Genomic DNA, 14,171 nt, shown 5'->3' with positions numbered 1-14,171 from the left:
TTTAAAATTTATCTATATTTCGAATCGTAATTTTTAAAACAATTGCTTAAATCGCCTTATTTTAATTCCGATCAAATTTTCATGTTTTTTTAAATAAAATTTATAGAAAAGATTACTTCTTAACAGCTTCCACTAATTCCAATTCATCCAAGCTTACTTTCGAAGTAAAAATACCATAATTGACAGTTGCTTTATTTTTTTCGATAGAATCTATACTTCCAACAGATTTTCCATCCAGCATTCTTACTCGATCACCAACTTTCAAAATTGGTTTTGGTTTTTCGATAACAGGTTTAAGTTTTTTCTCTTTTTTCTCTTTTCGAATTTCTTCAACTTTTACTTGAACTTCAGCAATAATTTCTTTTTGTTTTTCAACTTTTGCTTTCGTTTCTTTTGGGGTTGCTTTTTTTCGTTTCGAATTTTCTATTTCAACAATTTTTAAAAATTCACCAATAAGCTCTTTCTTGTTTTTATTGTTGAAATATTTTTCGGCTATATCATCAATTTTTTGTCCAATATAAATTATCTTTTGATTGCTGTCATATAATTCCTGATAGCTTTCTAATTTTTGTTGGATTTTTGTATTGATGTTTTCCATCTTTTTGCTTTCCTCGCGCGCTCGGGTTTCTTCTTCTTTTAAATTCAAAGAAGTTTTTTCCAGTTTCGATCTTTCTTTTTGCAGTGTTGCAATAGTCTTGTCAAAACGAACTTTTCCAACTTCGATTTTCTTTTTTGCGCGATTAATCAATCCAAATGGAATCCCATTTTTTTGAGCAACTTCAAATGTGAACGAACTTCCTGCCTGACCCAAAGCTAGTTTGTACATTGGCTCAAGAGATTTTTCGTCGAACATCATATTCGCATTTGTTGCGTATGGCAATTCGTTCGCCAGAATTTTCAAATTAGAATAATGCGTTGTAATAATTCCGAATGCTTCACGATGATAAAATTCTTCTAAGAAAATTTCAGCCAAAGCTCCACCCAATTCAGGATCAGAACCTGTACCAAATTCATCAATTAAAAACATGGTTTTCTTATTGCATTTTTTTAAGAAATAATTCATGTTTTTTAATCGATAACTATATGTACTTAAATGATTTTCAATAGATTGATTATCTCCAATATCCGTTAAGATTCTGTCAAATAAGAAAGTTTCACTACGCTCATGAACCGGAATCAAGATTCCAGATTGCAGCATCAATTGCAATAAACCAACCGTTTTTAAGGAAATGGTTTTTCCTCCGGCATTAGGCCCAGAAATTACAATAATTCTGTTTTCTTGTTTAAGCTCAATAGTTTGCGGATATGTAACTTCCTTTTTTTGCTTGTTGTTCAAATACAAAATAGGATGATAAGCTTCTCTAAAAAACAATCTTCTTTCTTCAGTAATTGCAGGTAAGATTCCGTTAATGCGATTGGCATATTTTGCTTTTCCGGCAACTACATCAATATCACTTAAAAAATCCTGATATTCAATTAATAAAGGAAGATATGGGCGAATTACATTGGATAGATTTTTTAGAATTCTTGTAATTTCTTCTTTTTCTTCGTATTCTAAATTGGCTAATTCTCTCGAATATTTTAAAGTAGCTTCTGGTTCGATATAGGCAATACTTCCGGTTTTGGAACTTCCTAAAATTGAACCTTTTACTTTACGTCGATACATTGCCAAAACCGCTAAAACTCTACGGTTTTGAACAAAACTTTCTTTAATATCGTCCAAATATCCTAAACCATTGTATTGCGTTAAAGCCACACCAAAACTTTGATTTACTTTACCGCGAACTAAGTTCATGTTTTGACGAATTCCAGAAAGAGCCGGAGAAGCATTGTCTTTAATTTCTCCGTATTTATCTACAATTGAATCGATTGCAGTTATAATATCTTTCGTTAATTCTACTCGAGAAGCTCTTGCATTTAAATTTGGATAATAATCGTCGAATTTTTTTAAGAAATTCAATAAGACATTTGTTGTTGCAGAAAGATTAGCAATTTTTCTAAAACTTCCTACTTCAAGAAAACTGTCTTCAATTGCTAAAAATTTGATTTCATGCGTGATAGCGTCAAAACCGTGATTCGGAATTGCGTTATTATTTTGAAAAGAAGAAACATATTCTGATGTCTGCATCAGCGATTGCATCAATTCTTCTTTATCTCTAAATGGTTTTATTTGTAAAGCCTTTTCTTTTCCTATATCAGTGTTACAGCCATCTGAAATGGTTTCAAGCACGGTTGGAAATTGTAAATCTTGTAATGTTTTTTCTGTAATAGATACCATTATATATCGTAAGTTGTAAAGATTTCAAAGTTACAAAGTTTTAAAACTAAATAGCACTAATAATTTGGCAGTTTGGATAAAACTTTGCGTAATTTGTAATAAAATTTTTAAAATGAAAATTAATTTAGCTCAAGATTGGCAGAATGTTTTAAAAGACGAAATCCAGAAACCCTATTTTAAAGAATTAATGGATGCGCTGGATATTGAATATAAAACACATACCTGCTATCCGCCAGCCGAATTGATTTTTGCAGCGTTCAATAATTGCAATTTTTCAGACTTAAAAGTTGTAATTATTGGCCAGGATCCTTACCATGGTGAAGGAGAAGCGAATGGCTTAAGCTTTTCTGTAAATGACACAGTTAAAATTCCGCCTTCACTTCGCAATATTTTCAGAGAAATAAATACTGATTTTGATTCGATTTTTATGCCGACATCTGGGAATCTTGAAAAATGGGCGCAGCAAGGAGTTTTACTTTTAAATGCTTCTTTAACCGTTCGAAAAGATAGTCCAAATAGTCATAAACATTTAAAATGGAATCTATTTACAGATGCTGTCATTCAGGCTATTTCTGACCAAAAAGAAAATGTGGTTTTCCTTTTATGGGGCAGCTTCGCTCAGAAAAAAGGTTTGAAAATAGATCGCTCAAAACATCATATTTTAGAATCTGGACATCCATCGCCAATGAGTGCTAATCAAGGGAAATGGTTTGGAAACAAGCATTTTAGTCAAACGAATTCTTTTTTAAAGTCAAAAGGAATCGAAGAAATAGAATGGTTTTAAAATTTTTAAAACTACTTTTCAGTTTCTTTTTTGATGATTTCTTCTAAAACAGCTTTGTTTTCAAAATTCACTACTTTTAAAATAATCTCTTGATTTTTAGCTGTTTTTCCTTCAATGATGTATAATTTTCCTTTTTTAAACGGAACATTGCTTTGGTCAAAATCAACATCTCCGTAAGTTAAAGTGTTTTTAATATCGGCAGTATCAACCCATTTTTCGTTTAAAGTCTGAATTGCTTTATCTGAATATTGAAAAGGTTTTGTTCTTAAATTATTTAAAACTCGGGCATTTGGAAAATAGTTGCAACGAGTGTCTTTACCACTAAAAACTAGAGCTACAAAAAAGCATCCCATCACTAAACCAATCAAATAATATGCAAAACGGTGTACGAACTTCATGAAATAAAATTTTTGCAAAGGTACATTAAAGTTCCTTTAAAATACAAGTAAATTAATATCGTTGTCTGGCAAATCAAACCAGTCGCCAATTGCTTTATTTGTTAAAATTCCATGGTAAAGATAAATTCCGTTTTTAAGCCCTTTGTTGCATCGAATTGCGCTTTCGATACCACCATCTTCGGCTATCTGATGTAGATAAGGTGTTAGGATGTTACTAATTGATAATGAGGCAGTTTTTGAATATCTTGAAGGAATGTTTGGTACACAATAATGCAAAACATTGTTTTTAATGAAAGTTGGTTTTTCATGAGTTGTCACTTCAGAGCTTTCAAAACAACCACCTGTGTCAATACTCACGTCTACAATAACGGCACCTTTTTTCATGTGTTCTACCATGGTTTCAGTAACTACAATCGGGCAGCGTTCTTTGCCGCGCATCGCGCCAATTGCTACATCACAACGTCTTAAGGCTTTCAATAAAGCTTTTTGCTGAATAGTTGAAGTAAAGATTCTTTGACTTAAATTATTTTGTAAACGACGCAATTTTGTAATCGAATTATCAAAAACTTTTACGTTTGCACCCAATCCAATTGCAGTTTTTGCAGCAAATTCGCCAACAGTTCCAGCTCCAAGAATTACAACTTCAGTAGGAGGGACACCGGTAATATTTCCAAATAAAAGCCCTTTTCCAAATTCATCTGTAATCATTAATTCGGCTGCAATAAGGATTGATGCAGTTCCTGCAATTTCGCTTAAAGATTTTACCGCAGGATAAGATCCGTCTTCATCTTTAATATATTCAAAAGCGAGTGCTGTGATTTTCTTTTGTGCCAAAGCTTCAAAGTAAGTTTTCTTTTTTGTTTTGAGCTGAATCGCCGAAATAATAACCGTTTCAGGATTGATCATTTCGATTTCAGCTAAAGTTGGCGGTTCTACTTTTAATAAAAACGGACAACCAAAAACTCTTTTTGTGTCTTTTGTAATTTCTGCACCTGCATCTGCATATTCTTTGTCTGTGTAACTTGAACTTTCACCCGCACCAGATTCAATCATAACTCTGTGACCTTCATAAGTTAATGAGTTCACAGCGTCAGGGGTAAGGCAGATACGACGTTCCTGATAACTTGTTTCTTTAGGAATTCCTATAAAAAGTTCTCTTTTAAAACGACCAACCTCAAGCTTTTCTTCCTGTGGCAGCAATTGTTGTTTTGTAAATGGAGTTAACGTGATTGACATGGGTTGTGCAAAAAATTAAAGGTACAAATTACGTAAAAAGATTTAAAATTAGTGTAAAAATTCTGCTAATACTGTAAGGACAATATTAAGATATTTTTTTCTCCATTTTTATGTCGGCTCTTTCGTAAATACCCGATTCTAAAGGGATTTCAACAAAACCAAATTTTCTGTATAGGTGAATTGCAGGAAGTAAAATCGTATTAGAGTATAAAAACAATGTTGTGATGTTGTTTTCTTTGGCAACATTTATACAATGTTCCAAAAGTTTGTTTCCAATTCCTAGTCCTTGAGCATCATCTGAAACCGCCATTTTGCTTAATTCATAAGTTGAATCATTGACTTTCATTAAAGACGCTGTGCCAATAATTTTGTCATTGTGGCGAGCATAAAAAATCATTCCGCCTTTGTCAATAATTTCTTCTTGCGGATTTGAAAGGGTTAATTTGTCTTTTTCTTCGACTTTAAAATACTTTTCAAGCCAGGCAATATTTAAGGTTTTGATATGTTCTTTTAAATCTTGAGAAAAGGGAATTATTTCTATATCTTTTGAGGTATTCATTTTTGTTGTTTTTTCTTTGTGAGTCTCTCGCAAAGTTTTATGCTAATTCTAAATTTCGTTTTCCATCTGCCAATAATTCAATATTTATTGTAGAATACTCATCAGGAAGCAAATTGGCAATTTTTTCAGACCATTCAATAAAACACCAATTTCCCGAATACAAATAATCATCAACACCCATATCGAGTGCTTCGGTTTCTTTGTTTAATCGGTAAAAATCAAAGTGATAAACCGTTTGATTATTGTTGGTTTGGTATTCATTCACTAAAGAAAAAGTTGGGCTGCTGGTTGCATCTTCAACACCTAAAGTTTTGCATAATTGTTTGATTAAAGTTGTTTTTCCAACTCCCATTTCTCCATTAAAAAGGATGATTTTTTTAGGATTTGAAGCGATAATCTTCTCTGCAACTTCTTGAATTTGGTCTAATGAAAAAACGATATTCATTTCTATTTCTGTTTATTTTAATTTCAGTCTTTTCCGATAACTATCGGGAAAGACTGAAAACTTTATTTAGGGTTAAACACCAAAAACGGAATAATCATTTCTTCTAACGAAATTCCGCCATGCTGATACGTGTTTTTGTAATAACTCACATAATGATTGTAATTGTTTACATAAGCCAAAAAGAAATCGTTTTTAGCAAAAATAAACGAACTGCTCATGTTTATTGCCGGCAAGCCAATTGTTTTGGGTTCTTTAACAACATAAACATCTTTTTGTTCGTAAGTCAAACTACGTCCAGTTTTGTAACGCAAATTTAGACTTGTATTTTTATCTCCCACAACTTTTGACGGATTTTTTACATTTATTGTTCCGTGATCTGTCGTCAAGATTAATTTGAAGCCTAAAAGTTGTGCTTGCTGGATAATCTCTAATAATGGTGAATTTTTGAACCAGCTTAATGTTAAAGAACGATAGGCTTTATCATCAGAAGCTAATTCTTTTACGACTTCCATTTCTGTTTTGGCATGCGAAAGCATATCGACAAAATTGTAAACTACCGTTACTAAGTCGTTTCCTTTTAAAGCTTTAAAGTTTTCTGCTAGTTTTTTGCCACCGGCATAATTGGTGATTTTAAAATAATCTTCCTTAATATTTAAGCCCAAACGTTTTAATTGAGCCGATAAAAATTCAGCTTCATAAAGGTTTTTTCCGCCGTCTTCAACATCGTTTTTCCAATATTCAGGAAATTGTTTTTCCATTTCTAAAGGCATTAAACCTGAGAAAATAGCATTTCGGGCATATTGTGTTGCAGTCGGAAGAATAGAATAATAAGGAACTTCTTTTTCAAGTTTGTAATAATTAGAGATGACGGTTTCAAAAGATTTCCATTGATCGTAACGAAGGTTGTCAATTACAACAAATAAAATAGGTTTATCTTTCTTTTTGATTTCCGGGACAACTAATTCCTTAAATAGAGTATTAGATTGTATTGGCTTATCTGCTTTTGGAGCAAACCAATCTTCATAGTTTCTTTCAATGTATTTTCCAAATTGAGAATTGGCTTCCACTTTTTGAGATTCCAGAATTTCAATCATCGCAGTGTCATTGATATCCTCAAGTTTCAGTTCCCAAAAAAGCAATTTTTTATACAATTCAACCCAGTCTTCATAGGAATTAACCATGGCTAATTCCATTGAAATTTTTCTGAATTCCTTCTGATAATCCAAAGTTGTTTTTTCGGTAATCAATCTCGAATCGTCTAAATTTTTCTTTAAACTCAATAAAATCTGATTCGGATTTACCGGTTTTATAAGGTAATCAGCAATTTTAGAACCAATCGCTTCTTCCATAATATATTCTTCCTCACTTTTAGTGATCATAATCATAGGGATGGCTGATTTTTTTTCTTTCATCTCAGAAAGTGTTTCCAAACCACTCATTCCAGGCATATTTTCATCTAAAAAAACAATGTCAAAATTATCCTCTTCGAATAAAGCAACTGCATCAAGACCATTGTTGCAAGTCGTTACCGAATAGTTTTTTTTCTCCAGAAATAATATATGAGGCTTTAAAAGATCAATTTCATCATCGACCCAAAGTATTTTTATCTTATCCATAAACAATTTTAATTTTAATGCAATTTAGAAGTATAGAACTTAAAAAGTATTAAAAATAGTATAAATTTCAGATAAATGAAACCTAATATTGATATAAAATCTTTTTGATTTTTAAGTATTTGCCTCAAAATCAGTTAAATTTAATGTTAACTTTTAAATGAAAAACTATAGTTATTTACTTATATTTGTTGACCTAAAAAATAACCAAATAGTGACTCATATCAATAAGTTAAAAATATTCAATGATCCCATTTACGGGTTTATTACAATCCCGAATGAACTTATTTACGACCTAATCCAGCATCCATATTTTCAGCGTTTACGCCGTATTTCACAAATGGGACTTTCGTATTTGGTTTATCCGGGAGCCAATCATACACGTTTTCATCATGCATTAGGATGTATGCATTTAATGAAAAAAGCAATAGACACGCTTCGTTTTAAAGATGTTGCAATTTCTGAAGAAGAAGAAAATGCATTGTTAATAGCGATTTTGCTTCATGATATAGGACACGGGCCGTTTTCTCACGCAATGGAAAAAAGTATTGTTGAAGATGTACATCACGAGGCAATTTCTTTATTGTTTATGAATCAGTTGAATGAAGAGTTTGACGGAAGATTAAGTTTAGCTATTCAGGTTTTTAAAGGAGAATATCACAGGAAATTTATGTTGCAATTGATTTCAAGTCAATTGGATATGGATCGAATGGATTATCTGAAACGTGACAGTTTTTATACTGGAGTTGCAGAAGGAAATGTGAATTCTGAGCGTTTGATTCAGATGATGAATGTTGAAAATGACGTTTTAGTTATAGAAGAAAAAGGAATTTATTCTGTAGAGAAATTTCTGCTTTCAAGACGATTGATGTATTGGCAGGCGTATTTGCACAAAACAAGCTTGGTTGCCGAATTGATTTTGATGAAAGTATTGAAAAGAGCAAAAGAACTGACATTAAAAGGAATTAATCTTCCTTGTAGCGAACCACTTTTGTTTTTTATGCAAAACAAAATCACACTTGAAGATTTTGATGCCGAAAAACTGGATTTGTTTTCACAATTAGATGATTTTGATATAATCAGTGCTCTAAAAGCATGGCAAAGACAAGATGATTTTATACTTTCGACTTTAAGCAAAATGATCATTAACAGAGATTTGTTGAAAATAAAAATGAGCGCAGAGAAGATTTCGATTGAAGAATCTCAGGCAATGAAAGAGGAGTTTGCGCAAGATCATCATATTTCATTATTAGAAGCTGGTTATTTTATTTTCAGAGGAAAAATTAAAAACCAAGCCTATAGTAAAGCTGCTGAACCGATACGAATTTTGAAAAAAGATAAAACAATTGAAGATGTTGTGGAAGCATCTGATCAGCTGAATTTGAAATCGTTATCTAAATTGGTAACAAAATATTATATCTGTTTCCCAAAACAACTTATCTAAAATTAACATTTAAAATCTATTTTTTATATTTTTGTCGCGATGAAATTTACAGCAGAACAAATAGCAGGAATTTTAGAAGGAGAAGTTGTTGGGAATCCCAATGCAGAAGTTTCTCGGCTATCTAAAATCGAAGAAGGCGAAGAAGGATCGCTTACTTTTTTGGCTAATCCAAAGTATGTCAACTACATATATAGCACAAAAGCGACAGTAACAATTGTTAACGACAGCTTTGTACCAGAACAAGATATCACTACCACTTTAATAAAAGTAGAAGATGCTTATGCAGCTTTTTCTAAGCTTTTGCATTTTTACAATCAGGTAAAATTGAATAAAACCGGAATTGAAGCGCAATCTTTTATGTCTGAAGGAACAAAATATGGAGAAAATCTATATTTAGGGAGCTTCAGTTATATTGGGCAAAATGTGGTTTTAGGAAATAATGTGAAAATTTATCCGAACAGCTTTATTGGTGATAATGTCGTAATTGGCGATAATGTATATGTTTTTGCGGGAGCGAAAATTTATTCTGAAAGCGTAATTGGAAATAATTGTACGATTCATTCTGGTGTCATAATTGGTGCCGATGGTTTTGGTTTTGCTCCAAATGAAAACGGTGAATATAGTAAAGTACCGCAAATTGGAAATGTTATCCTTGAAGATAATGTTGATGTTGGCGCAAATACTACAATTGACAGAGCAACACTTGGTTCTACAATTATTAGAAAAGGAGTGAAATTAGACAATCAGATTCAGATTGCTCATAATGTAGAAATTGGAAAAAATACTGTTATAGCTGCTCAAAGTGGTGTTGCAGGTTCTACTAAAATTGGAGAGAACTGTATGATTGGAGGTCAGGTAGGTATCGCAGGCCATTTAATTATAGGTAATAATGTTAGGCTTCAGGCGCAGTCAGGAGTTGCCAGAAACATTAAAGATGATGAAGTTTTACAAGGGACTCCATCACTTGGATATACTGATTTTAATAAATCGTATGTTCATTTTAAAAATCTTCCTAAAATTGTGGCTGAAGTTGAAGAAATAAAAAAACAAATAATAAACCCAAAAAATGGAAATAATGGTTAAACAGAAGACCATCAAAAATGAAATTTCACTAACAGGCGTAGGATTACATACTGGAAAAGAAGTTACAATGACTTTCAAACCAGCTCCTATTAATAATGGTTTCACTTTTGTTAGAGTAGATTTGCAAGGTCAGCCAATCATTGAGGCTGATGCTAATTATGTTGTTAATACGCAAAGAGGTACTAATTTGGAAAAATTAGGTGTAAAAATACAAACTCCAGAGCACGTTTTAGCAGCAGTAGTTGGATGCGATTTGGATAATATTATTATTGAATTAGATGCATCTGAACTTCCTATTATGGATGGTTCATCAAAATATTTTGTTGAAGCGATTGAGAAAGCTGGAATTGAAGAGCAAGACGCAAGCCGTAATGTTTATGTCGTAAAAGAAGTAATTTCATTTACTGACGAAGCAACTGGAAGCGAAATTCTTGTAATGCCTAGCGACGATTATCAAGTAACAACAATGGTTGATTTTGGTACAAAAGTTTTAGGTACGCAAAACGCAACACTTAAAAGTATTTCAGATTTTAAAACCGAAATAGCAAGTTCAAGAACTTTCAGTTTCTTGCATGAATTAGAATCATTATTAGAAAATGGCCTTATTAAAGGTGGTGATTTAAATAACGCTATAGTTTATGTAGATAAAGAGATTTCAGAATCTACAATGGAAAATCTAAAGAAAGCTTTTGGCAAAGATGAAATTTCTGTAAAACCAAACGGAGTTTTAGACAATCTTACTTTACATTATCCAAACGAAGCTGCAAGACATAAATTACTTGACGTAATTGGAGATTTATCTCTTATTGGAGTTCGTATTCAAGGAAAAATTATTGCAAACAAACCAGGGCATTTTGTAAATACTCAGTTTGCTAAAAAATTGGCAAAAATCATTAAAATTGAGCAACGTAATCACGTTCCAGTTTATGATTTAAACCAAGAGCCATTGATGGATATTCATAAAATTATGGCAATGCTTCCACACAGGCCTCCATTTTTGTTGATTGACAGAATTATCGAAATGTCTGATCGTCATGTGGTTGGTTTGAAAAATGTTACTATGAACGAAAATTTCTTCGTAGGACATTTCCCTGAAGCACCAGTTATGCCAGGAGTTTTAATTGTTGAAGCTATGGCACAAACAGGAGGGATTTTGGTTTTAAGCACTGTTCCGGATCCTGAAAATTATTTGACATATTTCATGAAAATTGATAATGTTAAATTTAAACACAAAGTATTGCCAGGTGATACTTTAATTTTCAAATGCGAATTGATTTCTCCAATCAGAAGAGGAATTTGTCATATGCAGGCAAATGCATACGCAAATGGTAAATTAGTAACTGAGGCAGAATTAATGGCACAAATTGCAAGAAAACAATAATTAATCAAATTTATTGTTTAGGTTTGTTGCCCTCAAATTAGACTATTTTAATTTAAAATATAAAACATACATATGAATCAACCATTAGCATATGTTCATCCTGGCGCTAAAATCGCTAAAAATGTTGTAATTGAGCCTTTTACAACAATTCACAATAATGTTGTTATTGGTGATGGTACTTGGATTGGTTCAAACGTGACCATCATGGAAGGTGCGCGTATCGGTAAAAATTGTAATATTTTTCCTGGAGCGGTAATTTCTGCGGTGCCACAAGATTTAAAATTCGGTGGAGAAGATTCTCTTGCTATAATTGGAGATAACTGTACAATTAGAGAATGTGTTACAATCAATAGAGGTACAGTAGCTTCAGGGCAAACTATTCTTGGAAACAATTGTTTAGTAATGGCTTATGCTCACATTGCACACGACTGTGAAATTGGAAACAATGCAATTATTGTAAATGGTGTTGCTTTGGCAGGACACGTTGTTGTTGGAAATCATGCTGTTATTGGAGGTTTGGCGGCTATTCATCAGTTTATTCACATTGGAGATCATGCGATGATTTCTGGTGGATCATTAGTTAGAAAAGACGTTCCGCCATACACAAAAGCAGCGAAAGAGCCATTATCATATGTTGGGATTAATTCAGTTGGTTTAAGAAGAAGAGGTTTTAGTACTGAAAAAATCAGAGAAATTCAGGAAATCTACAGAATTTTATACCAAAAAAATTATAATACAACTCAAGCTTTAAGTATTATTGAAGCTGAAATGGAAGCGACTCCTGAGAGAGATGAAATTTTAGATTTTATCAGAAATTCATCACGAGGAATTATGAAAGGTTATTCAGGAAATTATTAAAAATTAAAGTTTAATTGTTTATTTGTTGAATCGTTCAATCGAAAAAACAATTAAACGATTAACGTTCAACAAAAAATAAAATAAAACAAATTACAATGGCATCTACATCAGATATTAGAAACGGATTGTGTATTAAATTTAATCACGACATCTATAAAATTATTGAATTCCTTCACGTTAAACCTGGAAAAGGTCCAGCTTTCGTAAGAACTAAATTAAAAAGTTTAACTTCAGGAAAAGTATTAGATAATACTTTTTCAGCAGGTCATAAAATTGATGTTATTCGTGTTGAAACACATACATTCCAATTCTTATATCCAGAAGGTGATGAATTTCACTTTATGAATGCTGAAACATTTGAGCAGATTTCTTTAAACAAAAACATCCTAGATGCTCCAGATTTGTTGAAAGAAGGAACAAATGTAATGGTTCAGATCAATACAGAAACTGATTTACCTTTATCAGTTGATATGCCTGCATCTGTAATTCTTGAAGTTACTTATGCTGAGCCAGGAGTAAAAGGAAATACAGCAACAAATGCTACAAAATCTGCTACGGTTGAAACTGGAGCATCTGTAAACGTACCTTTATTCATCAACGAAGGTGATAAAATTAAAATTGATACAGCTTCAGGTTCTTATATGGAGCGTGTAAAAGAGTAGTTTTTAATTAAGATAATTTGTCAATGAGTCAATTAGATTAGTAGTGAATTGATATAATTTTGAACATTCATAATCTAACTGACTCATTTCTAATTGACATATTTTCTAATTGACAAATTTTCTAATTATAACATATGAAATTTCCAAAGGTTTATTCTTTAGAAGAAATTGCAAATTTGCTTAATTGCGAATTTATAGGCGATAAAAACTTTCAGGTTTTGGGCATGAACGAAATTCATGTTGTTGAGCCTGGAGATATTGTTTTTGTTGACCATCCAAAATATTATGATAAAGCTTTGCAATCTGCAGCAACTATTGTTTTGATTAACAAAAAAGTAGATTGTCCAGAAGGAAAAGCACTTTTAATTTCTGACGATCCTTTCAGAGATTTCAATACTTTGACTAAACATTTCAAACCTTTTCAATTTGCAAATGTAGCTATTGCCTCATCAGCAGAAATTGGAGAAGGGACTTTGATTCAGCCAAATAGTTTTATTGGAAATCACGTAAAAATTGGCAAAAACTGTCTAATTCATTCCAATGTTTCAATTTATGATCATACTGTAATTGGGGACAATGTTATTATTCATGCTGGAACTATTTTAGGTGCCGATGCATTTTATTACAAAAAGCGTCCAGAAGGTTTTGATCAGTTGATTTCTGGTGGAAGAGTTGTTATTGAAGACAATGTTGGTATCGGTGCACTTTGTACTATTGATAAAGGTGTTACAGGCGACACGACCATAAAGGAAGGAACAAAAATCGACAATCAAGTTCATGTTGGACATGACTCTGTAATTGGTAAAAAGTGTTTAATTGCTTCACAAACCGGTATTGCCGGATGTGTGGTAATTGAGGATGAAGTTACTATCTGGGGTCAGGTAGGGACAACTAGCGGTATCACAATAGGAGCGAAGGCTGTTATTATGGGACAAACAGGTGTTACTAAATCGGTTGAAGGTGGCAAATCTTATTTTGGAACTCCAATCGAAGAATCAAGAGAAAAGTTAAAACAGTTGGCCAATATCAAAAAGATTCCTGAAATTCTAAATAAATTGAAGTAATATGTCTATAAAAGAATTTGTTCAAAGATTTTATAAGTCGGATGCCTTGATTGATAGCGAAATTATGAAAATCTACTTGCATCCTGAAGTAAAGTTAGAATGGCACAGCACTAAAGGATTAATCGAAATGGATTATGATTCAATGTTGGATATGGCAAATGAATTAGGTCGTGCTTATGTTCGTTCAAAAGTGAGGATGAGTCATATTATTGAAGAAGATGATTTAGTATCAGTGCGTTATTCTCATTTTGTAAAAACGATTGAAAACCCAAGAGAAGAAATGTTGTTAGCGCATTTTACGGCAATTTGGCAAATAAAAGACGATAAGCTTTATCGCGGTTATCAAATGAGTCAATTTTCTTAATT

General features: G+C 32.3%; 14 protein-coding genes. 8 read left to right on the top strand and 6 right to left on the bottom strand.

Annotated features, from left to right (window positions below; genetic code table 11):
- Positions 1 to 112: 112 nt before the first annotated feature.
- The gene (locus FN795_RS00980; protein WP_142448853.1) at positions 113 to 2,278 is read right to left on the bottom strand and encodes an endonuclease MutS2; all 2,166 of its coding nucleotides are present in this window, start codon (positions 2,276 to 2,278) and stop codon (positions 113 to 115) included.
- A 112-nt stretch (positions 2,279 to 2,390) separates the two neighbouring features.
- Between FN795_RS00980 and FN795_RS00975 the strand changes: the two genes are divergently transcribed.
- Positions 2,391 to 3,062 carry a uracil-DNA glycosylase gene (locus tag FN795_RS00975; RefSeq protein WP_142448852.1) on the top strand — a complete coding sequence of 224 codons (672 nt, stop codon included), beginning with the start codon at positions 2,391 to 2,393 and terminating at the stop codon, positions 3,060 to 3,062.
- A gap of 11 nt (positions 3,063 to 3,073) precedes the next feature.
- Here the strand turns inward: FN795_RS00975 and FN795_RS00970 are convergent, their stop codons facing one another.
- From FN795_RS00970 to porX, 5 genes are all read right to left on the bottom strand, one after another.
- Entirely contained in the window at positions 3,074 to 3,460 is a 387-nt protein-coding gene (locus FN795_RS00970; RefSeq protein ID WP_142448851.1) for a DUF4258 domain-containing protein, read from the bottom strand.
- A 36-nt stretch (positions 3,461 to 3,496) separates the two neighbouring features.
- A complete protein-coding gene (locus tag FN795_RS00965; RefSeq protein WP_035643897.1) occupies positions 3,497 to 4,696 on the bottom strand; it encodes an alanine dehydrogenase in 1,200 nt (399 codons plus the stop codon).
- An 85-nt stretch (positions 4,697 to 4,781) separates the two neighbouring features.
- Positions 4,782 to 5,255, bottom strand: a complete 474-nt coding sequence (locus FN795_RS00960; protein WP_142448850.1) for a GNAT family N-acetyltransferase — start codon at positions 5,253 to 5,255, stop codon at positions 4,782 to 4,784.
- Between the two features lie 37 nt (positions 5,256 to 5,292).
- Positions 5,293 to 5,700, bottom strand: coding sequence for a tRNA (adenosine(37)-N6)-threonylcarbamoyltransferase complex ATPase subunit type 1 TsaE (tsaE, locus tag FN795_RS00955; RefSeq protein WP_142448849.1), 408 nt, complete (start codon positions 5,698 to 5,700; stop codon positions 5,293 to 5,295).
- Positions 5,701 to 5,762: 62 nt separating this feature from the next.
- Positions 5,763 to 7,316 carry a T9SS response regulator signal transducer PorX gene (gene porX / locus FN795_RS00950; RefSeq protein ID WP_142448848.1) on the bottom strand — a complete coding sequence of 518 codons (1,554 nt, stop codon included), beginning with the start codon at positions 7,314 to 7,316 and terminating at the stop codon, positions 5,763 to 5,765.
- A gap of 211 nt (positions 7,317 to 7,527) precedes the next feature.
- Between porX and FN795_RS00945 the strand changes: the two genes are divergently transcribed.
- The 7 genes from FN795_RS00945 (at position 7,528) to FN795_RS00915 (ending at position 14,169) form a co-directional block, all read left to right on the top strand.
- Positions 7,528 to 8,757, top strand: a complete 1,230-nt coding sequence (locus FN795_RS00945) for an HD domain-containing protein (protein ID WP_142449831.1) — start codon at positions 7,528 to 7,530, stop codon at positions 8,755 to 8,757.
- 39 nt (positions 8,758 to 8,796) lie between these two features.
- Positions 8,797 to 9,840: a UDP-3-O-(3-hydroxymyristoyl)glucosamine N-acyltransferase gene (gene lpxD, locus FN795_RS00940; RefSeq protein WP_035643888.1), complete on the top strand. Its 1,044-nt coding sequence runs from the start codon at positions 8,797 to 8,799 to the stop codon at positions 9,838 to 9,840.
- Positions 9,833 to 11,221: a bifunctional UDP-3-O-[3-hydroxymyristoyl] N-acetylglucosamine deacetylase/3-hydroxyacyl-ACP dehydratase gene (locus FN795_RS00935; RefSeq protein ID WP_142448847.1), complete on the top strand. Its 1,389-nt coding sequence runs from the start codon at positions 9,833 to 9,835 to the stop codon at positions 11,219 to 11,221. Before lpxD ends, FN795_RS00935 begins: the two co-directional genes overlap by 8 nt.
- A gap of 72 nt (positions 11,222 to 11,293) precedes the next feature.
- Positions 11,294 to 12,079, top strand: coding sequence for an acyl-ACP--UDP-N-acetylglucosamine O-acyltransferase (gene lpxA, locus FN795_RS00930; protein WP_029270176.1), 786 nt, complete (start codon positions 11,294 to 11,296; stop codon positions 12,077 to 12,079).
- 95 nt (positions 12,080 to 12,174) lie between these two features.
- Positions 12,175 to 12,741, top strand: a complete 567-nt coding sequence (gene efp, locus FN795_RS00925; RefSeq protein ID WP_142448846.1) for an elongation factor P — start codon at positions 12,175 to 12,177, stop codon at positions 12,739 to 12,741.
- Between the two features lie 134 nt (positions 12,742 to 12,875).
- Positions 12,876 to 13,805, top strand: a complete 930-nt coding sequence (locus FN795_RS00920; RefSeq protein WP_142448845.1) for a UDP-3-O-(3-hydroxymyristoyl)glucosamine N-acyltransferase — start codon at positions 12,876 to 12,878, stop codon at positions 13,803 to 13,805.
- A gap of 64 nt (positions 13,806 to 13,869) precedes the next feature.
- On the top strand, positions 13,870 to 14,169 hold the full coding sequence (locus FN795_RS00915; protein WP_238567930.1) for a nuclear transport factor 2 family protein: 300 nt from the start codon (positions 13,870 to 13,872) through the stop codon (positions 14,167 to 14,169).
- Positions 14,170 to 14,171: the final 2 nt, after the last annotated feature.

Origin of the sequence: Flavobacterium resistens (assembly GCF_900182645.1) — a bacterium.
Classification (GTDB): domain Bacteria; phylum Bacteroidota; class Bacteroidia; order Flavobacteriales; family Flavobacteriaceae; genus Flavobacterium; species Flavobacterium resistens.
This window is presented reverse-complemented; position numbering and strand designations above follow the sequence as displayed.